18 protein-coding genes (1 of these 18 only partly in view) are annotated in these 20,953 nt (G+C 48.4%); 13 read left to right on the plus strand and 5 right to left on the minus strand.

Annotation, left to right across the window (positions count from 1 at the left end):
- Positions 1-12 precede the first annotated feature (12 nt).
- Positions 13-2,016, minus strand: a complete 2,004-nt coding sequence (locus AB432_RS31240; protein ID WP_082196068.1) for an ABC transporter ATP-binding protein — start codon at positions 2,014-2,016, stop codon at positions 13-15.
- A 325-nt stretch (positions 2,017-2,341) separates the two neighbouring features.
- Between AB432_RS31240 and AB432_RS02030 the strand changes: the two genes are divergently transcribed.
- The 3 genes from AB432_RS02030 to AB432_RS02040 all read left to right on the plus strand — a co-directional run bounded on the left by AB432_RS02030 (position 2,342) and on the right by AB432_RS02040 (position 4,630).
- Positions 2,342-2,992 carry a polysaccharide deacetylase family protein gene (locus tag AB432_RS02030; protein ID WP_048036076.1) on the plus strand — a complete coding sequence of 217 codons (651 nt, stop codon included), beginning with the start codon at positions 2,342-2,344 and terminating at the stop codon, positions 2,990-2,992.
- A 72-nt stretch (positions 2,993-3,064) separates the two neighbouring features.
- Positions 3,065-4,030, plus strand: coding sequence for a helix-turn-helix transcriptional regulator (locus AB432_RS02035; RefSeq protein ID WP_048036077.1), 966 nt, complete (start codon positions 3,065-3,067; stop codon positions 4,028-4,030).
- 15 nt (positions 4,031-4,045) lie between these two features.
- The gene (locus tag AB432_RS02040) at positions 4,046-4,630 is read left to right on the plus strand and encodes a DinB family protein (RefSeq protein WP_235617592.1); all 585 of its coding nucleotides are present in this window, start codon (positions 4,046-4,048) and stop codon (positions 4,628-4,630) included.
- Between the two features lie 283 nt (positions 4,631-4,913).
- On the opposite strand, the gene AB432_RS02050 is transcribed toward AB432_RS02040, so the two are convergent.
- The 4 genes from AB432_RS02050 to AB432_RS02065 all read right to left on the minus strand — a co-directional run bounded on the left by AB432_RS02050 (position 4,914) and on the right by AB432_RS02065 (position 9,184).
- Positions 4,914-5,927 (minus strand): ATP-binding protein, encoded by a 1,014-nt coding sequence (locus AB432_RS02050; RefSeq protein ID WP_048036079.1) that lies wholly within the window; start codon positions 5,925-5,927, stop codon positions 4,914-4,916.
- Positions 5,928-5,937: 10 nt separating this feature from the next.
- The gene (locus tag AB432_RS02055; protein WP_048036080.1) at positions 5,938-7,005 is read right to left on the minus strand and encodes a TolB family protein; all 1,068 of its coding nucleotides are present in this window, start codon (positions 7,003-7,005) and stop codon (positions 5,938-5,940) included.
- Between the two features lie 86 nt (positions 7,006-7,091).
- The gene (locus AB432_RS02060; RefSeq protein WP_048036081.1) at positions 7,092-8,498 is read right to left on the minus strand and encodes a sensor histidine kinase; all 1,407 of its coding nucleotides are present in this window, start codon (positions 8,496-8,498) and stop codon (positions 7,092-7,094) included.
- Positions 8,495-9,184: a response regulator transcription factor gene (locus tag AB432_RS02065; RefSeq protein WP_048036082.1), complete on the minus strand. Its 690-nt coding sequence runs from the start codon at positions 9,182-9,184 to the stop codon at positions 8,495-8,497. Before AB432_RS02065 ends, AB432_RS02060 begins: the two co-directional genes overlap by 4 nt.
- 180 nt (positions 9,185-9,364) lie before the next feature.
- On the opposite strand from AB432_RS02065, the gene AB432_RS02070 reads away from it, so the two are divergent.
- The 10 genes from AB432_RS02070 to AB432_RS02115 all read left to right on the plus strand — a co-directional run.
- Positions 9,365-11,014, plus strand: a complete 1,650-nt coding sequence (locus AB432_RS02070) for an AraC family transcriptional regulator (RefSeq protein WP_048036083.1) — start codon at positions 9,365-9,367, stop codon at positions 11,012-11,014.
- Positions 11,015-11,126: 112 nt separating this feature from the next.
- Positions 11,127-12,131: an ABC transporter substrate-binding protein gene (locus tag AB432_RS02075; protein ID WP_048036084.1), complete on the plus strand. Its 1,005-nt coding sequence runs from the start codon at positions 11,127-11,129 to the stop codon at positions 12,129-12,131.
- A 19-nt stretch (positions 12,132-12,150) separates the two neighbouring features.
- The gene (locus AB432_RS02080; protein ID WP_048036085.1) at positions 12,151-13,158 is read left to right on the plus strand and encodes a FecCD family ABC transporter permease; all 1,008 of its coding nucleotides are present in this window, start codon (positions 12,151-12,153) and stop codon (positions 13,156-13,158) included.
- Positions 13,151-14,170, plus strand: coding sequence for a FecCD family ABC transporter permease (locus AB432_RS02085; RefSeq protein WP_048036086.1), 1,020 nt, complete (start codon positions 13,151-13,153; stop codon positions 14,168-14,170). The genes AB432_RS02080 and AB432_RS02085 overlap by 8 nt, the downstream gene beginning before the upstream one ends.
- A gap of 18 nt (positions 14,171-14,188) precedes the next feature.
- A complete protein-coding gene (locus AB432_RS02090; protein ID WP_235617593.1) occupies positions 14,189-15,520 on the plus strand; it encodes an alpha/beta hydrolase-fold protein in 1,332 nt (443 codons plus the stop codon).
- A 277-nt stretch (positions 15,521-15,797) separates the two neighbouring features.
- Positions 15,798-17,024: an MFS transporter gene (locus AB432_RS02095; protein ID WP_048036088.1), complete on the plus strand. Its 1,227-nt coding sequence runs from the start codon at positions 15,798-15,800 to the stop codon at positions 17,022-17,024.
- Between the two features lie 31 nt (positions 17,025-17,055).
- Positions 17,056-17,442: an MmcQ/YjbR family DNA-binding protein gene (locus tag AB432_RS02100; RefSeq protein WP_048036089.1), complete on the plus strand. Its 387-nt coding sequence runs from the start codon at positions 17,056-17,058 to the stop codon at positions 17,440-17,442.
- 113 nt (positions 17,443-17,555) lie between these two features.
- Positions 17,556-18,926, plus strand: a complete 1,371-nt coding sequence (locus AB432_RS02105) for a sigma-54 interaction domain-containing protein (protein ID WP_048036090.1) — start codon at positions 17,556-17,558, stop codon at positions 18,924-18,926.
- A gap of 404 nt (positions 18,927-19,330) precedes the next feature.
- Positions 19,331-20,713, plus strand: coding sequence for a GntP family permease (locus AB432_RS02110; protein ID WP_048036091.1), 1,383 nt, complete (start codon positions 19,331-19,333; stop codon positions 20,711-20,713).
- A 47-nt stretch (positions 20,714-20,760) separates the two neighbouring features.
- Positions 20,761-20,953, plus strand: partial view of a 3-hydroxybutyrate dehydrogenase gene (locus tag AB432_RS02115; RefSeq protein WP_048036092.1) — the start only. Its footprint extends 593 nt past the window's final position; 193 of the gene's 786 nt are visible here — the first part of the coding sequence; it begins with the start codon at positions 20,761-20,763; its stop codon lies beyond the right edge, outside the window.

The following is a 20,953-nucleotide window of genomic DNA, read 5'->3' on the forward strand; positions in this document are numbered from 1 at the left end:
TCTGTATCAGGTTTACACCAAGACGCCGCCGCCGTATCTTTCGAATTCTTTTTGGGTGCAAGCGACAAAGTGACCCCGCTCAATTTCACGCAAGATGCGTTCTTCTCCTTGATCTTGCAAATATTCCTGATCATCGAAAACGATGCGCTTACGGTTGCGCTCATAATCAGGGTCTGGCAATGGAATTGCCGAGAGCAACGATTTGGTGTACGGATGAATCGGATTCTCGTATAGGCGATTACTTTCTGCCAGCTCCACAATACGTCCGCGGTACATAACACCAATGCGGTCACTGATGTATTTAACCATGGACAGGTCATGGGCGATGAACAGATAAGTCAGGCCTTTTTCTTTTTGCAGGCGTTTGAGCAGGTTAATGACCTGGGCCTGAATGGACACGTCGAGAGCAGAGATCGGTTCATCGGCAATGATGAATTCCGGATCAACAGCCAATGCCCGTGCAATCCCGATCCGTTGGCGCTGTCCGCCGCTGAACTCATGCGGGTAACGGTTTGCGTGCTCGCGGTTAAGACCAACGGTTTCCAGCAGCTCGTGTACCTTGGCGATGCGTGCTTCCTTGGTTGCCAGACGATGAATGTCCAGACCTTCCGCAATAATGTCGGATACAGTTAGACGTGGGTTCAATGATGAGTACGGGTCTTGGAAAATCATCTGGATTTTGCGGTTGAGCCATTTCTTTTCTTCAAGTGTTTTCTTTCCGTGTACACTTTGTCCATTGAACAAGACCTCTCCGCCAGTTGCATCATATAGGCGAAGGATGGTTCTTCCTGTAGTGGATTTACCGCAACCGGATTCACCCACAAGACCGAAGATCTCCCCTTTGTAGATGTCAAAGGTGATACCATCTACAGCTTTCAGCGTATGACCATTTCCGAGGTCAAAATGCTGTTTCAAATCTTTGACTTCAACCAGCTTCTCACGGTTCTCGTAGTTGAAGGTTTTTTTGGTGCTTACTGGAGCGTCAGTCGCATCATCAGAATTGACTTTTCGTCTCACAGCCGAAGCAGGCGGTTTGATGTCAGGTGCCATTTCATGCAGGAGCCATGTTGCCGCATAGTGAGTATCGGAGATTTTGAACATCGGTGGTTCATATTCCAGATCGACCTTCAACGCATATGGGTTACGAGCCGCGAAAGCATCACCCACAGGTGGCTTGAACATATCAGGCGGCGATCCAGGAATGGACATCAGCTCTTCATCGCTGGCATCGAGGCTAGGCATGGAACCCAATAGACCCCATGTATACGGGTGCTTAGGATCGTAGAAAATTTCATCGACTTTACCGATTTCCACAATTTTACCTGCATACATAACTGCTACACGGTCTGCCATGTTAGCAACGACACCGAGGTCATGCGTAATAAAGATGATCGAGGTACCCATTTTCTTTTGCAGTTCTTTCAGCAACTCCAAAATTTGCGCCTGAATCGATACGTCCAGAGCAGTTGTCGGCTCATCAGCGATGATAATTTTTGGATTGCAGGCCAGTGCGATGGCAATGACGATCCGTTGGCGCATCCCACCGGAAAACTGGTGCGGGTATTGATCGACACGTTCTTTGGCAAATGGAATCCCTACCATTTCCAACAGTTCAATAGCACGGCTGCGCGCGTCAGCACGGTTCAGCTTTTGGTGCTTGATGAAGCTCTCCATGATTTGGTTCCCGATAGTCATCGTCGGATTCAAGGAAGTCATCGGGTCTTGGAAAATCATCGAGATATCGCGACCGCGGACATCCTGCATTTCTTTTTCGGAAAGCGTAACCAAATCTCTTCCTTCAAAGAGAACTTGTCCTTTTGGAATGCGTCCAGGAGGAGACGGAATGAGGCGCATAAGTGCTTGTGAGGTGACGGATTTACCGGAACCAGATTCACCAACAATCGCCAGCGTTTCTCCTTTTTCCAGATCGAAGGAGACGCCTCGTACTGCTTTGACTTCACCTGCATACGTATCGAATGACACATGCAAATCTTTTACTTCTAAAACTTTTCCCATATAATCCTCCCTTTCGAGCATGCTTTGTCGTGATTAACCCTCCATGTATATCCAACAATCTCTCTAACTAGAGGTAGTCCAAAAGTCGACTCTTTGAATACGCACTAGTATAAATTTTTACGAAAATGAAAATCATTATCATCATTATACTATATTCATAAACCGTTGTTAAAAAAATTTTTTATACGTTGCATATCCATACAGATCTTTTCCTGAATTTTGCCAAAAGCCCACGATAGGGGTTTTTTTAGCGTTACCAAATGATAGCCCAGTCATACTATGCATCAATGCAACAGAATACTGGCTGATAAGGAGGGCAACGCTTGTGAACAAGCTCAATCAGTCAAAGGAAATCGCGCTCACTTTTGATGATGGGCCGGATCAGTTGTGGACGCCTCGTGTGTTAGAAATATTAGCCCATTATCAGGTAAAGGCAACTTTTTTCTGTGTGGGACAAATGGTGAAGTATAACCCGAAAATACTGGAGCGGATCGTAAAGGAAGGACACATGGTAGGAAACCATAGTTGGGATCACCCTGACTTTACGAAAATACCGCTTTTGGCTGTTCATGAGCAGGTAGAACGTACCTCAGATCAGATCGAAAAGGTAGTAGGTGTGAGACCTCGAATGGTTCGGCCACCATATGGAGCAGTAAATGAGGAAGTCATCCAGCTACTTGTAGCGAGTGACTACGAAATCATTATGTGGGATTTAGAGAGCTGGGATTGGAAAGGTCTCACCGGTCCACAGGTCGCGAGAAACATCTTGGGACATGTCCGCCCAGGTGCAGTCGTGCTTCAACATTCCGCTGGCGGTACGAAAGACACGCTAAAGGGAAGTATGGACGCCTTGCCCTATGTCATTGAGGTGTTAAGTGAGCAGACATATACCTTCTCAACCATTTCCGCCTTGTTTCAACTGGCAGCTTATCGGGAAAGAACCGATCCTGTCGAGAAAAGGAGAAGGGGCAGATAGAGGAGGAAATGGATTGGAATCTGTGGTAATTAGTAGAATAAGAAGATTTCTTTCAGGGGAGCGAATCAGAAAATGTCCAAAGCCGATAATATGCTCTCCATTTTGTGGCTGTTGAAGACCGGTAAACGAATGACAGCCAAGCAGTTGGCAGAGATTCTCGAGATCAATATTCGCACTGTTTATCGCTATATTGATTCACTGTGTGCGAGCGGTGTACCCATCATTTCCGATGCCGGACACAATGGTGGCTATAGTTTACTTCAGCATTTCAATGAAGCTCCGTTATTTTTCGATCTCAACGAGCAAAAAGCCCTGATTCATGCAGCGGCTTTTGCCCAAGAGGCGGGGTATCCCTTCGGAGCAGATTTGCACAGGGCCATTTCCAAGCTAAAACGTTACACAAATGAAGAGCAGCGTGACGCGATTGACCGACATAGTATCGGCTTCGAGGTGATCCAGCCTCCTGTTGATCCTTCTCTGGAATCTACCCTACAGGAGCTGGAGCTGTCTGTTGCCAATGGGTACACCCTTTCGATGGAGTATCAGAAAGCCTACCAGACAACGAGACAGAGGCGTCATATCGATCCATACGGACTCGTTTATTGGAAGGGGAACTGGTATATCGTTGCCTATTGCCATCTCCGTAATACCATTCGCAGCTTTCGTGCAGATCGTGTCTATGAGATCGAACGTACAGAAGCCAGCTTTCAACGCCCTCCTGAATTTTCTGCGCGCCATTTTTTTCTCTCGAATTTACTGCCGGAAGCAGACAAGCAGGGCAACACCATTTTGATCAAAGTCAAAGGAAGACCACAGTCACTCCCTGATTTGTGCAGGCATTGGTATCTCGGACATACTGTGATCGAGCGCAGCGAGGCACAGGTGATCTTTCAAGTAGATGAGCAAATGGCCCATTCGATCCTTCCTCATTATCTTTTGCCATACGGAAAATCCATTCAAGTGGAAGAGCCAGCCTTTGTAAAAGAGCGTTTGGCTGCCATCGCTGCCGATTTATTTCATTTTTATCAGTCGACTTGAATTCACTGACCATTTTTGTCAGTAGAGTTGATTTATATTGAAAGCAAAGAAGAGATGGAAAAAGGGAATGGGGGCAGATTGATTATGAAGCATGAAGCATTGCGTTTGTACGAATATCATGTATGGGCAAACGAAAAGGTATTCGAGCGGTTGCAGGAGGTACCAGAGGGAGTAAGTGAGCAGGAGGTCCCGAGTGTGTTTCCGACCATCACCCAGACGCTGGCTCACATGCTCAAGACGGATTATGTTTGGTTGTTGGCCATGAAGGGGGAGAGCTACGAAGAGGTAGGACAAAAAGTAGGGGTTCTCTTGCAGGAATTAAAAGGGAAAAACGTACACGAGCTGCGAAAACTGTTTGCCGAATCAGCCCAACAGTTCAGAGATTTCTTCGGGCAAATCTCGATGGATGACACCTCGCCTTATACGCACCCGGCATTGGGCACGGTTCACGCTCGTTACGCCGACATCGTCCAGCACATCGCCAACCACGGAACCTATCATCGAGGCAATATCTCCGCCATGCTCAGACAAATGGGTCACGCGGGAGCTTCCTCCGATTACATTTTTTATTTGTTCGAGACTTCTGCGGTAGAACAGTAAAGGTTTTTTCATCTTTTATCAACTACCGAAAAAACAAGCAGCTTGTAGAGGGAACAGGAGAAAACAGCGAAGATCTTAGGGACACCGACCGAGACGTAATGTAAAAAGCGAAACACGCCCTTAAGCGTCCACCTCTGAGATATTTCCAGATTGGACCACTTTGGACGCGGTTTCGCTTTTTGCATGGAGTCGGCCAGTCAATCCCCCAGTGGGTGGCCCTAGAAGCTGAGTCGTTTTCTCCTGTTCCCTCTCCTCCACTACAGCCACGCAAACTGCATGTTTTTTAAGGATTCATCGTCCGAGCAATCCGCACCTCGAGCCCATTCAAGAACTGACTAAGGTTCGGCTTTCGTTCTCCAAGGATGCTTTCACCAGACTTGCCGGGTTCAAAGATCACGTCATTATTTTTAGCGACCTCGCTCAAGTAATCCTTGACGATCCGTCCTGTTTTCGTAGCCTCATATTTCTTGGCAAAGTTCTGATACTCTTCCTTGACGGCTGGGAGCAGCTTCATTGTTGCTTCGTCAATGGCATCATAACGGTAATCAGACAAGTATGTTTTGAGATAGTCGATATAGAGCGTACGAAGCTGTACTGCACGTGGGCTACTGCGGTAGTTGACCAAATACTCTTCGACTTCAACCATTCTGGGTCCGAGCTCGGCCCGCGTGATTTGCAAACCGCCGTCACCCAAATAAGGTTTGCCCGTTTCTGTTTCTTGAATGGACAAGTAGTCCTTCCCTTCCTCACCGAGCGAAGCAGCATATTTTTGCAGTGCTTTGTAATCCACTTGCCAGTAGAAGGACATGTCGTTCGTTGCCTGTAAGACGAGTCCGCCCTCTGTTTGATTGAGGAGCCATTGCTTGAAGCCGTCATCGCCTTCTAGCTTGTTGAAATCATAGGGGTATTGCAGGGCGTACAGCTTATCCGCATTTCCCGGCTGGGCGAGGAGCGCCTTGAAGTTATCGTTTATCGTAGGCAGATGTTTTTCGTAGTACTGATCAAGTTCAAAAAATAATTGATCGGCAGTTTTCGTGTCCGTTTTCGCCAGATGCTGATCCAAAAAGGCAGTTAGCTCATTCGCTTCCTTGGCTTGCGCAGCTAGTACGGTGAACTGCTTGAGCAAATCATCGGCAGGCTTTTCGCCTTTTGTCGCATCAGCGGGAGACTGACCTGTGTTTTCAGTCGCAGGTGGGGCAGGGTCTTTTACCGTCAGTTTATCAGAGGCAGAGGTGCACCCTGTTACAAAAGTAATCGCGACGAGGCTAGAGACAAAAGGTAGAACATATCGTTTCATATCTTCATTTTCACTCCGTTATGTTGAATGGTTTCAGTTGATAAATCATCGTAGATACTTGAGCGTCTTGCGTCCAGCGATCTCCATCGCTTACGAACAGCCGCTGACCTGACGGACTCCAGACGATTTCGCTGTTCAGATTCGCATGAGTAGACAATGGGAGCATGAATCCGGTTGTGGCATCCATGACGTAGAGACCTGTCATACCTTGGGACAGGCTGAAAATCGAAAGAGCGAGCCGCTGTCCATCGGGCGACCAGGATAGCTGCTGCAATAGGCGTCCTTTGATAATGGGCTGGTCGGGCTTACTGCCCAAGGAATCAGTGATGGACAAGCTGATCTCATCTACCGCAGTCTCCCATGCAAACGCGAGTCTCGTACCGTCCGGGGAAAGTGAAAAGTCAATCACCTTGCTGTGCAGGAGCTTCTCCTCATGACTGCCCCAAACGGTCATTTTCAGTTGTTTGTTGGCATCCAGGTAGTACAGACGATCACCATGCTTGGCGACTTTTTCGACAGGTTGATTGGTAGTGGGCAAAGTATAAGGGGTGACCCTGCCGCCCCGATCGATGAACACCACTCCGTATTCGTATCGCTTCACGATCGGCATGACATACGTACCGTTATCGGCCCAGGAGCCTTTGGCATCAGCCATCATTCCAGACAAGTCGGCCTCACCGATTTGCAAGGGCAGGGTGCTACCTGTTGTAAGATCACCCACCGCTGCATGGATGCGATCAGCTAGCAGCACATGTGTACGATCGTGGGAGAGCTGGGCTGTGTCCTTTGCCTTTATACCGATTGGCTTGCTTGAACCATTTTGCAGATTACGTATGTGCAATTCATCATCCGTCTCTGAGTCAGTTCGGTACAGAAGCTCAGTTTCCGAAAGCCAGCCAAGCGCGTAAACACCATCCAGTCGATCCACTCGCTCCAATGCAAGAGAAGCGGCTTGCTCAGTAGTGGGGGGATCGATGATCGTGATGTCGTCAGCCTTGTAGCGACATCCTGTCAGCAAGAATAGCAACGCTGTTACGAAAAGGATCATGAAATGCCTCGGTAGCCGTCTTTCTTGCATTAGTGCTTGTGCCTCCTTTCTATATGTTCATTCGTGCCGTTTGTCTATCTTACGAGGAGATAATCTCACCAAAATTTCGACATGTTTCAAACTTGTAAACGAAGAGCTTCGAAAGTGACAATAAATGTCGTGCCTTGTCCATTGGGACCATTCTCTACGCGAATTTTGCCATGCTCTCTCTCGACAAATTGTTTAACGAGGGACAAGCCGAGACCAGTTCCACCTGTTTGACGAGCACGATCGGGATGAATCGTGTAAAACGGATCGAAAATGCGCTTTCGTTCCTCTTCTGATATACCAACGCCTGTGTCTTGAATCAAGACGTCGACCTGCTGGTGCATAGCGTGGGTGCACACGGTGACAGAGCCGCCTTGCGTATTGTATTTGATCGCATTGTCTATCAGATTGAGGAAAATATGACGGAGGCTGTTGGGATCTGCCCAAATCGTAGCAGGGGCGAGCTCGCGGTGAATCGTAATCCCTGATTTTTCAGCTTTGCCCAGCAGGCGCAGACAGAGCTCCTCCAGCATTTCATGCAGTGGCACCTGCTCAGGGCGATGCTCAAATGCATAGGTCCCCATAGCGGATAGCTGTAGTGCTTTTTCCACGAGTGCATGCAATCGGGAGGCCTCACCGGCAATGGCTGTGCCAGCCTGGTGCGTCATAGCGGGATCATCTCCGTACATTTGCAGCAGGTCGGCGTTTGCCTTGATCGCGGTAAGCGGCGTTTTGAATTCATGACTGACATTATCGAAAAATTGCTTTTGGGTATGAATGTTTGCCTGAATGGCTTTACTCATATCGTAAATGCCATGGCTCAAATCTCCCAGCTCATCAAGGCGAGTCAATGGTGGTGCTTCTAAATAACGGCCCATCTGAATGTGTTCAGCCGCACGCTTCAATTGACTGATTGCAGAAGCATGACGATTCATGTAGAGCAAGCCAAATAACAGGCCGAAGCCAAGCACTGCCAGTCCAACGTACAAAAACAGCAGGACTAATTCTCGGTCGAAGCTGTGCTGGTCTTTAAGGGACGACTCAAAATGAATCACGCCGATTTGCCCGTCAGGACCTGAGAGGGGGGAGAGGTATTGCAGCGTGTCCCCCACGATTACATAAGCGATTTTGTTTTGCAAGGCGTAGGTGAGAGGACTTTGTACATCTGGTCTGGCAGCCATCGGCAAAGAATCCCCGACTGCAGTACCGCCCATGTCGTACAAAATGACGCGATGATGGCTCGTTGCGGATAGCTCAATGGCCAGTTTTTGACCTTCTATTTTCATAAACGTTTGCGAGGGGATTGGCGTACCCGTGACGTATTGCTGTGTGATCCTGACTTGAGCGGTACGGGCCAGCCCGTCCATCGTATTTTCCATCTGTTCACGCTGGTAGCTGCGAACGCCTTGCAGAACCAAGCTGCTCAATACAGCCACTGTAAATAACAGGAGACCGGCGAGAAACCAAGTAAACTTCCATTTCAGACGAAGTCTCATGATGGTTCTCCCACTGCTTTATAACCAAAGCCGTAAACGGTCTGTAGCAAATGCTGATGCTCCCTCCCCAATTTCGCACGTAGACGCTGGATATGAATATCCACGGTACGAGTTCCTCCCTCGTAGTCCATCCCCCAAACCAAGTCGAGTAATTCTTCCCGCGTAAAAACTCGCTTCAAATGAGTCAGCAAAAGAGCGAGCAAATCGAATTCTTTCGGGGTTAGTACGATTTCTTGCTGATGGGAGAAAACGGTTCGCTGCTCCAAATGAAGCTGGAGCGCCCCAACGATTACCGCATCCTTTTGCTGGATAGCCGTGTTCTTTTCCAAACGTCTGTACAGTGCTTTGACCCGCGCTACTACCTCACGCAGATCAAACGGTTTGGTCATGTAGTCATCGGCTCCCAATTCCAATCCGACAAGTTTATCGACGATGTCGTTTTTTACAGTCAGGAGCAGAATGGTGATGTCTTTTCGATCTTGGAGTTTTCGACATACGTCATAGCCCGACAATTTCGGCATCATGACGTCGAGTACGAGTACATGGGGATGAAACGATTCGACTTTTCGCAAAGCCTCCTCGCCATCTGTTGCTGTTTCTACTTGGAATCCTTCGCGCACAAGCGTATAAGCAATCGCACTCACGATTGTTTGCTCGTCGTCCGCGACGACAACCTTGCATTCCACGGACACTCCCTCCCGTCGTCCCTTTCTATTGGTACGTACCATACCACGTTCAAGTTATCGGTTCAAATCGATCAAATATTCCTGATAGGAAGCAAGCGTCACTTTTGTTATACTTTCTCTATTGATGATAATGAGAATTATTATCAATATTTACATAGAGGATCGGGCAGAGGTGAGAACATGAACGAAACACAGGCCTTGGTTCAACAATTCACAGAGAAGACCATGGCAGAAGCCATTTTTAAGCTGCGTGACATTACATGGCTCAAAGCTCAAGGACATGACCGACTACGCCAACAATTCACTCATTCGCATATTTTGCTGGTAGTAACCGGGGGACGGGGGCGCCTGCGACTGGAGAACGAGGAGTACCAATTGCGGCAGGACGCGATTTACGTATGTCCTCCTATGCTTACGTTTGGCATCGTCCCTGATTCCGCTGATCATTTGGAGATGTACATGCTTCGTTTTGATGTCTTTATGGAAACGAGAGACAGGCATCGGCGCTTTCAAGCCCTTCGGGAAAAGCATCTGTTTCCTTTTCGGGGAGAGATCTCTGTTCAATCGGCAGGACAGCTTCCTGTCTATTGTGATTTGATCCAGAATCTTTGGAAGCAAGAGACGGCACTCGAGCGTTTCCGAGGCCAACACACATTTCAAGAGCTATGGTACCACATCGTCAAGCATGCTCACTTCTCATCCACGGATTCTGGAATGGCGCTGGAGCGGGCACGCGCACACATGGAAGAGCATTACTCGGAAAATGTGACGATTGAACAGCTGGCACGCATCGCAGATGTGAGTCCAAAATATTTCGTCGATCTGTTCAAAAAAACGTATGGCATCTCAGCTATGGATTATTTGGCAGAGCTTCGTATCAGCCGGGCGAAGCAGATGATGGTGCAGTCCCATGCCAAGCTGCGCGATATCGCTCATCAAGTCGGCTACAACGACGAGTTTTACTTTAGTCGAAAATTCAAGAAAGCGGTTGGTGTTTCACCCACTCTCTATATGAAAAGCCGCCAACGAAAAATTGCGGCGTACGGCTCGACCATCATCGGGCATTTGCTGGCTTTGAAAATGATTCCTTACGCGGCACCCTTGCATCCGAAATGGACGGCTTACTATCATCACAGCTATCGCAACGATATCCCGGTACATCTAAGCGCGTTTCGAATTAATCAGAATTGGAAAGCCAACATCGAATTGCTTCGCGATGCCAAGCCGGACGTCATCATTGGCTTGGACGAGACGAGTTTGCAGGAACAGAAGCATCTGGACGAGATTGCGCCCACCTTGTATGTACCCTTTGAAGAGCAGGGGTGGAAAGAACAACTTCAGCTTATGGCAGACTTTTTGGGCGAGTCCGTAGAAGCGCATCATTGGCTTTGCGAGTATGAGAAAAAGGTGAAGAGGGCCAGGGCACAGCTTCAACACGTTCTGGGCGATGAAACGGTACTCATCGTGCGGATTTTGAAAAACCAGCTCTATGTCCACTGCAATCGCAGTATGAATGAAGTGTTTTATCAGGATCTGCAAGTCAAACCTGCTTTTGTCTCGGAGCAGAACGAGTACGACCAGCTTGTGACCGTACAGGAAGTGGCTGCGCTCGCGCCAGATCGCTTGCTGCTGTTGGTTTGCCAAGAAGCTGAAACGCTGGCATACTTCCAAGCTTTGAAAGCATCGGGACCATGGCAAGAGATCGAAGCAGTCCGCAACAATCGGGCGCATCTCATTATGTCGGACCCTTGGCGAGAATACTCGGCAACGGCTCATGAACGGATCGTGGAAGAGAGTGTGAGATTATTTTCAGGAGATCGTCCATGTTGATTCTGGATTTCGTCCATGGTCGGGCATGAGTGGATGCTTTATAATCACGAATGATAATCGTTATCACTAATCTAGAGTGAAACATTACATTTCTGAGAGGGGTCTTTCAAGAATGAAAAAGATATACCTAGGCTTGAGCATTGCAGCGCTGACATTGGCTCTGACAGCGTGCGGCGGAGGAAAAGAAGCAGCGAATAACACGACTGCACCTACTGCAGCACCTGCGACAACAGCTACAGCAGAAAAGCCGGCCGATGAAGCTAATAAAGCAGAGACACGCACGATCAAATATTTGGATAAAGAATACACCGTTCCTAGCAAAACAGAGCGGATCGCCATTGTAGGCAGCATGGAGTCCATGGAAGATTCGCTGGTACTGAACGTGAAACCGGTAGGAGCGATTTCTGTAGGCGGTAAATTCCCGGAGATGTTTGCACCGATTACGGGCGAAGCCACATCCATCGGGGAAAAAATCCAACCGAACCTGGAAACCATCCTGTCCTTGAAGCCTGATGTCATTCTGGGAAGCAGTAAATTCCCGCCCGAGATGGCTGAGAAATTGAACAAAATTGCGCCTACCTTCCCTGTTTCCCACATTTCGACCAACTGGGAAGCGAATCTACAGTTGCTGGGTGAGTTGACTGGCAAACAAGCAGAAGCCGAAAAAGCGCTCCAAGCGTACAAAGCAGAGGCAGAAGCAACCAAAGCAAAATGGGGCGAGAGCTTGAAGGATAAAAAAGTACTCGTGATTCGTCTGCGCCAAGGAAATATCAACATCTATCCAGAGAAGGTGTTCTTCAATCCAGCTCTGTACGCAGACCTTGGTTTGACTGCACCTGATGAAGTAAAAGCAGCGAAGGCACAAGAAATTATCTCCATGGAGAAGTTCAGCCAAATCAACCCGGACTACCTGTTCATTCAATTCTCTCCAGACGAGAATAAAGACAAGCCAAACGCATTGGAAGATTTGCAGAACAACCCGATTTGGAAGAGCGTGAATGCTGTGAAAAACGGCAATGTTTACGTAAACGTGGTTGATCCTCTCGCACAAGGCGGTACTGCTTGGAGCAAAACACAATTCCTGAAGGCGGCTGTAGAAAAATTGTCTGCCAAGTAAAAGTGGGCGAGGGTAAGCTATGCAATCCAAAAAAGCAACTTCCATGATCATACTAGCTGCTTCACCAGTGGTGATCCTCCTTACGATCTTGCTCTCCATTCATTACGGGGCCAAGTCGATTGATGCAGGGACGATTTATCAAGCTTTCTTTGCCTTTGATGAAGGGAATGTCGATCATCAAATTGTCATGCACTCTCGCTTGCCGAGAGTTTTGGGCGCACTCATGATCGGAGCATTTTTAGCGATATCAGGAGCGTTGATGCAGGGGATGACGAGGAATTACCTCGCGTCCCCCTCTATTATGGGTGTGTCTGACGGTTCGGTCTTTGCTGTTACGCTGTGCATGGTGTTTATTCCATCCGCTACGAGTGTCACGATGATTACCATGTCCTTAATCGGTTCAGCACTCGCAGTCGCGATGGTTCTCGCTTTTTCCCGACTGTTGCCGAATGGCTTGACGCCAGTAGGGATGGCGGTCATTGGCACAATTACGGGCACCTTTTTGAGCAGTATTTCAGCCGCAATTTCTGCTTATTTTCAAGTCTCGCAAAACGTCAGCTTCTGGTACAATGCTAGGCTACATCTCTTGGAGCCTGGATTGGTGAAGCTAGCGGTTCCTTTTGCCATCGTCGGTATTGTCTTCGCACTTCTTTTGTCCAAATCGATTACGATCTTGTCCTTGGGCGACGAAGTATCTCGCGGTCTTGGACAGAGAACGGTGATGGTCAAAGTGCTGGCAACGACCGCTGTCGTCATTCTGACAGGCATTTCTGTAGCGTTGGCAGGAAAAATCGCTTTTGTCGGGCTGATTATTCCGCATATTACCCGCTTTTTGGTAGGTCTCGATTATCGATGGATCATTCCGTGTGCAGGATTGCTGGGCGGCATTTTCCTGGCCCTGTCTGACGTTCTCAGCCGATTTATGAACAGTCCGTTTGAGACCCCTATCGGTGTGGTAACGGCTTTTATTGGCGTTCCGTTCTTCCTCTATTTGATTTACAAGAGAGGAGGGGGAAAGCATGCCTAATCAAAAAGGTAGATTTCGTTTGCTATTTCTCGTCAACATCGCCTTGATTTTGCTGGCGATTTATATCAGCGTGACCAACGGTGTATTTGACATGACGGTGATGGATGTCATCCGTACGTTATTGCGTGTTGATCCTGTAGCGGAATACGATTTGGTTATTTTCGATTTTCGCCTGCCTCGGATAGTTATTGCGGCGTTGGTCGGCTTTGGCTTGGGGGTCGCTGGTACCGTCATTCAGGGGATCACGCGTAACGGGCTGGCTGATCCGGGGATATTGGGCATTAACGCTGGGGCAGGAGCCGCTATCGTTGCCTTTATGTTTTTCTTCGGTGGACAATTCATGGAGGCGAGCTGGTATTCCATCATGGCCATGCCTTTATTCGGTTTGACAGGCGGATTGCTTGCGGCTGGACTGATTTATCTATTCGCCTGGCGTGACGGGGCGCTCGACCCACAACGACTGATTCTCGTGGGGATCGCCATTGGCTCCGGATTGGGTGCCGTGTCACTGTATCTCTCGTTAAAAATGAATCCCAACGATTTTGAAATGGCAACCGTATGGCTCTCGGGAAGTATTTGGAGTGCCAACTGGACGCATATTGCAGGGATGCTGCCATGGCTAGTCATACTCATTCCTGTTTTGATGCGCAAGGTGCATATTCTCGATTTGCTTCAACTGAGCGAGGAGTCCGTCAAAAATCTGGGTGTGTCTGTGGAAAAGGAGCGCAATATTCTCCTGCTGTCGAGTATCGGGATCGTGAGCGCGTGCGTCTCAGTTTCCGGAGGCATCGGATTCGTCGGCTTGATGGCACCGCATATTGCGAAGCGTCTGACGGGAATCCAGCATAGGTATGTTCTTCCCTTGTCGGGAACAATCGGGATGCTCATGGTCGTGGCAGCGGACTTTATCGCCAAGACCGTGTTTACACCCATTGAACTGCCAGTGGGTATCGTCATTTCCATCATCGGTGTACCGTATTTCTTCTATTTACTGAGTAGAAGAAAAAAATAAAGAGGGGACGTGCAAATTGTGAAGGGACAATTGTTTGCAGACGTATGCCATCACCGAGCACTGCTCGTATATTTGCCGCCATCCTATGACAAGAGTACATCCCGTTTTCCCGTCATGTATGTCCATGATGGCGGTGACTTGTTTGATCCTGCTTTTAGTACTGCACTCGATGTAATCGAAGATAAGTTTGCAGAGGGAAAAATTCCTGAGCTGATTCTCGTCGGCATCCAACCAGGAAACCGCAGGGATGACTATACACCTTGGTTTTCCAAATCGATCTCGCCTGAGCGGAACATTGATTTTGGCGGGCAAGGAGATGCGTATCTTTCTTACGTCGCCAATGAATGTAAGGCATATATCGATAGCAAGTACAGGACAGACCCTAGGCCGGAAAAAACAGGGATCATCGGATTTTCGCTTGGTGGCTTGATCTCGATGTACGCAGCGCACCAATATCCGAATGTTTTCACGAAAATCGGCAGCATTTCGGGATCGTATTGGTATGAGGGCATGGTTCCGTTTATGCAGGAAAAGAAAATGTACCATCCCGAGCTGCGCATCTACATGGATGTTGGTAGTAAGGAAGGTGCCAAAAAACAAAACATCCAGAAACAAATGGTGCCGCTGACAAAAGAAGCGCATCAGATATTGGCTGATAGCGGCTTTACAGCGGATCAGCTCGCCCTGTTCATTGACGAAGGGGCGGATCATTTGAGCGAATGTGCAAACGCCAGATTTCCGGGGGCGTTGCAATGGCTCTGGAATGAGAAGGAGGAGACAGGAATGGAACTGGCCAAATTGATTAGAGAGCGCCGCTCGATTCATCGCTTTACAGATCGTGAGGTAGACCCTGCGTTGGTTACTGAACTGATGGATACAGCCGTGTGGGCGCCGAATTATCACATGACACAGCCGTGGCGTTTTATCGTGACATACGGGGAAGGTAAGAGAAGAATCGCCGAAGCCGTGCGGATCATGAAGGAAAAGCGGGAGATTGATCCTGCGAAAAAGAAAGAAGTAGGCGAGAAGTTTTACAATAAAATCATGGCGATCCCGATGCTGATGACGGTCATCATGGAAGAAAGTCCGAACCTGATTACGCGTCAGGACGATTTCGCTTCGACCAGCATTGTTATTCATAACTTTAGCTTGCTGGCGTGGGAAAAAGGCATTGGTTTGACATGGGAGACGTACCCATGGATTCACGAGCAGGAATTCCGTGAAGCGATGGGCATTCGACCAGGAGAAAAAGTGCTGGGGAACCTGCATATCGGTTATCCAGCCGCGATTCCTGGCGCTCAGCCGCGTATTCCTGCAACAGAGCGCATCACACTTGTCGACAAGGCATAGGACAAGATCAAGTGAATTTTTCTTGTCACAAGATTACTTTTTGTGGTACCCTTGGTTCATTCTACAAGAAAGGGTGACCATTAAGCCAATGATCTGCTAACTCCTATTTCCACAAAACCAATCGGATAAATCGATGCGTTTTTGGATAGGGGTAGTATGTGCATATTGGCGAATAGATGGTAGATCCTTTTTAGACTCACTAAAGGGTTTCTATGTCTTTTTGACGATAATATGCGTAGCCTCCTGTCCAGATCGCAATGGATAAGGAGGCTTTTTTATGTCAAATGTTTTGAAAAACCGCTATGTCAGGGCTATTTTGTTATCAGCATTCCTGTTGCAAATCGGAGTATGGGTGCGCAACATGGCGATTCTGCTCTATGTGATGGATCATACAGGAGGCGATCCGTTCGCTGTCTCCATGATTTCTGTGGCGGAGTATGCGCCAATCTTTCTGTTTTCCTTTCTTGCTGGTACGTTTGCTGATCGCTGGAAACCGAGAAAAACGATGGTCTGGTGTGAGCTGCTCAGTGCTCTGTCGGTTATCGGAGTGCTGCTTACCTTCGTTTACGGCTCGTGGAAGGCCATTTTTTTTGCCACGCTTATTTCAGCCATTCTCTCTCAGTTTTCCCAACCGTCCGGAATGAAGCTGTTCAAGCTGCATGTACCTGGTGAACAGCTTCAGGTAGGAATGTCCGCGTATCAGACTATTTTCGCGATCTTCATGGTATTTGGTCCGATCGTCGGTACATTTGTGTTCCAGCAATGGGGGATGGAGATTGCCATGGTCATCACGGCAGTTGCGTTCCTCTCTGCGGCCGGTGTCCTGTATTTGTTGCCGCCAGATCGTGTCGAGAAAGAAGGTCAGCAAGAAACGGCACTGCTTGGGGAGATGGTCAGCGGGATTCGTTATGTCTTCTCCAGTCGCGTATTGTCAATGCTTGGCTTTTGCTTTTTGGCGGTGGGTTTCTCATTGGGAATGATTCAGCCGCTTGGGATTTTTCTCGTGACCGAACAACTGCAATTGCCGAAAGAAAGCTTGCAATGGTTAATTACTGCCCAAGGTGTGGGGATGATTGCGGGAGGGGCCATGACGATGGCAGCTGCCAAAACGATTCCACCGCAAAAGTTATTAGTCATGGGGCTTCTTGGAAATGCAGTCGCAGTAGCGATTTGCGGGATGTCTGCGAATCTGTGGCTGACACTTGTTGCCCAGTTCATCGCGGGATTGCTCTTGCCCTCCATTCAAATTGGGATCAACACGATGCTGCTTAAAAACACAGAGAGTACCTTTATTGGTCGGGTGAATGGAATACTAACCCCGCTGTTTACAGGCTCCATGGTTGTCATGATGAGTATTACGGGGGTATTGAAGCTGTATCTTCCGCTCGCAGTCATATACGGGATCGCTGCATTCCTGATGATCATTGGTCTTAGCTTTATTTTGCCGCTTTATCGTATGCGGGAAGGAAACGTGGTGCAAAGTACAGAACAGACTGGTATATAAGCGTTTGGTAGCAAAGGGAGGCTTGGACCAAATGGTGCACGAACAGATTTCTTCTATAGTAGGTTTGAAGATGGTAGCTGCTGTTCGCGAGCTGGCGATGCGGTTGCCAGAAGTAACGGAGCAGGTAGACGCTTTTGGACATACATCGTTTCGCGTAAACGACAAGCCGTTTGTCATTTTGGGAGAGGGGGGCATTGAAGGCCCCTCCCTTTCTGTGAAGGTGCTGAAGACGACTCAAGAGATTTTGCTTGCGCAGGAGCATTTTTACAAGACGCCATACATCGGACATCACGGCTGGGTTTCGATCCTGGACAAAAACGTGACTAGCTATGGTGAAATCGAGGATTACATACGGGAAGGCTATATGTGCGCGGCGCCCAAGCGATTGGTCAAACAATTACAAGAGCAGACTCGATAACATAGCCTTTATGAAAAAACACACCTCCCCTGATCGTTCCTGTATAATTTTAGCGTAACGAGTAGTGAGCGAACGTTTGACACAGCAGCATTCAGACAAAGGGGGAGCCGGTTTTGGATTGGAATCTCCAGCAGATGAGCAAATTGCTTGAGGTCGTTTTTGAAAATGCCCATGAACCGATGATCGTAACAGACAAGGACGGAAAAATACTCTTATTGAATCGGAGCTATCGGGAATTTCTGAATGTACAGGACGTGATCGGACAGCCAGTGACGGATGTCATCGAAAACACGCGGATGCATATTGTCGGTCAGGAGGGTGTTGCCGAGATCGCCGACATTCAGCAAATAAAAGGACAGAACATGATTGCGCATCGCATCCCGATCATGGACGAAGGAAAAGTGATTGCGGTTCTGGGAACGGTGCTGTTCCAGGATGTGCAGGAGCTTACTGCTTTGGCTGCGATGGTTGCTCAGTTGAAGGATGAGCTGACCTATTATAAGAAAGAGCTGCGGCGGCGGATGGGGGCTACCTATCATTTTGACCAAATCGTTGGGTACAGCCAGAAGCTGCAGGAGCTTAAAAAATTTTCTCAGAAAGTTGCGAAAAGCGATTCGACTGTGCTCATCACAGGGGAAAGCGGGACGGGCAAGGAGCTATTTGCCCACGCCATTCATGCCGAGAGCAAGCGGAAAATGGGGCCATTCATTCGGGTGAATTGTGCCGCTATTCCGGATTCTTTGCTGGAATCAGAGCTATTTGGCTATGAAGAAGGTGCGTTTACCGGAGCTGTTCGCCGCGGAAAAAAAGGAAAGTTCGAGCTTGCCAACCATGGAACCATTTTGTTGGATGAGATCGGGGACATGCCGTTGCCGCTGCAAGCCAAGCTACTGCGTGTTTTGCAGGAAAAAGAAGTCGAGCGGGTAGGTGCTGTTCGGACGACGCCAATCGATGTGCGGGTGATCGCTTCCACGAATTCGGACATGCTTCAAAGCATCAAGGAAGGGAAGTTTCGGGCGGACCTCTATTACAGGTTGAATGTCGTGTCACTCTCGATCCCTCCGTTGCGCGAGCGTCTGGAGGATTTGCCAGAGCTGGTTTCGAATCTGCTCAAACAGCTTGGGGAGTCCACTGGCGTTGTGGTCAGGGCCATTGATGAAGAGGTGTGGAACGTACTTCGGGGCTACTCCTGGCCAGGCAATGTAAGGGAGTTGAAAAACGTGCTGGAACGAGCCCTTCATCTACTCGAAGACGATGTCCTGAAAAAGGAGCATGTTTGGCTGCCTGTATCTGACGAAGGGGCCCTCGCGTCCTTGTCGAGTCCAACTCATGTTGTTCGGCCATTGAAAAAAGTCTTGGAAGAGGCTGAGCAGGAAGCACTTCGCCAAGCGATGCAGCAAGCAGGGGGCAACAAGCTTACCGCCGCCAAGCTGCTGCAAATCAGCAAGTCCACCTTTTACGAAAAGTGGGAGAAGTATCAGTAGTACGAGGCGTGTATAAGTCGGGGATGTGGCGTTGAGCCAGGTTCGCGGCTTTTTTCATCTACAGGACCAACGTTTTGGTAGATTCCGGTTTTCTGGAATAGAGCAAGGTGAAATTCTGCTTAAACCCAGTAGCCTTCCGTGAGCAAATTCCCGAAAAGGTGGGCAGATTTTTGCTAGATTCCATAAAACCGGACAGAAATTTCCGGAAATCCGGAAAAACTGCAAGCGCTATCATCTGCTTACCAACAGTCCAGACACGATGAACGGGTATGGTTGAACGATTTTTCTGGAATCGGTTGGAGTTGGCATGGTCCATGCAATTGAGTAAGTATGAAAGCGTTTTCCTCAAGTGAATACACAGAATTTCCTCTGTAACGAGAGGAGAAAATTGAAAGGAGAATTATATGATCATCGAAGTGTTATCCATCTTGATTTCGCTCGGTCTCCTGATGTTTTTTGCATATCGGGGCTATCCTGTTATCGTATTTGCCCCTATTTTTACGCTGCTGGCCGTTGTCCTTTCCGGGATCTCTTTGTTGCCGAGCTACACCGAAACCTTTATGACGAATGCAGCGAACTATGTGAAATCATTCTTCCCTATTTTCTTACTGGGTGCCATTTTCGGAAAAGTCATGGAGTTGAGCGGTGCTGCCTCGTCTATTGCCCACACGATTGTAAGGGCACTTGGCTCTAATCGTGCGATCTTGGCTGTCGTTCTGGCATGTTCGATTTTGACGTATGGCGGGGTTTCCCTGTTCGTTGTGGCGTTTGCGGTGTATCCGTTTGCCGCCGCGATTTTCCGTGAAGCCAATATTCCGAAGCGTCTCATTCCAGGAACGATTGCGCTCGGGGCTTTTACGTATACGATGGATGCCTTGCCGGGTACACCACAAATTCAAAACATTATTCCTACGACTTATTTTGGTACGGATGCTTATGCTGCACCTGTTGTTGGAACGATTGGCGCCATTATGGTTTTCATTGGCGGGATGCTATGGCTGGAGCGCAGACGCAAGCAAGCTGTCGCTGCTGGGGAAGGCTACGGCGAGGGACATACGAATGAGCCGGAGTTGATCAAAAATGAATCCTACATGAACATCTGGGTCGCGATTCTGCCGTTGGCGTTGGTGCTCGTGGGTAACTATATGTTCAGTAGAGGGATTTGGACAGTAGAGACGTGGTACGATCCAGCGATCCTCAAAGAATCGTTTAAAATTGAGAAAGTGAAAAATGTCGTATCTTCTTGGTCACTGATTATTTCGCTCTGTCTTGGAATTATTGCCGCGCTTTTAATCAATGTGAAGCAAGTCAAAAACAAGCTGGCTAGTGGTTTGACTGCTGCCGCGATGGGCTCTCTCTTGGCGATCTTCAATACTGCCTCCGAAGTTGGATTCGGAAACGTTGTGAAAACATTGCCAGGCTTCAAGCTCATCCAAGGCTGGATTATGGGAGCCAGTGATCATCCATTGGTTTCTGAGGCACTGGCTGTAAACGTACTGGCAGGTGTGACAGGTTCAGCGTCGGGAGGAATGTCGATCGCGCTGGAGGTTATGGGCAAGCAATACCTGGAGATGGCGAATGCTGCGGGAATCAGCCCTGAGTTGCTGCATCGTATTGCCTCGATGTCTTCCGGTGGTATGGACACATTGCCGCACAACGGAGCGGTCATTACACTACTCGCGATTACTGGTTTGACTCATCGTCAATCGTACAAAGACATTTTCGCGATTACGGTTTTGAAAACAGCTGTCGTATTCATTCTGGCATTTGCCGTTTCTATTTTCTAAATTTTATAGACAGAGAAAATGAGGAACAGGAGAGGAGATACTAGGGTATGGAGAAATTGTTGGAGCAGCAGGTAGCAATAGTAACAGGGGCAGCGAGCGGAATTGGATTGGAGATTGCCCGGACGTTTGCCGAGGAAGGGGCGAAAGTCGTCATACTGGACTTGAATGGGGAATTAGCGGAAGCAGCAGCAGCCCAATTGCAAAAGGAAGGCCACGAAGCAATCAGCTTTGGCTGTAATG

The organism is Brevibacillus brevis (assembly GCF_001039275.2).
In the GTDB taxonomy this organism is placed as follows: Bacteria; Bacillota; Bacilli; order Brevibacillales; family Brevibacillaceae; genus Brevibacillus; species Brevibacillus brevis_C.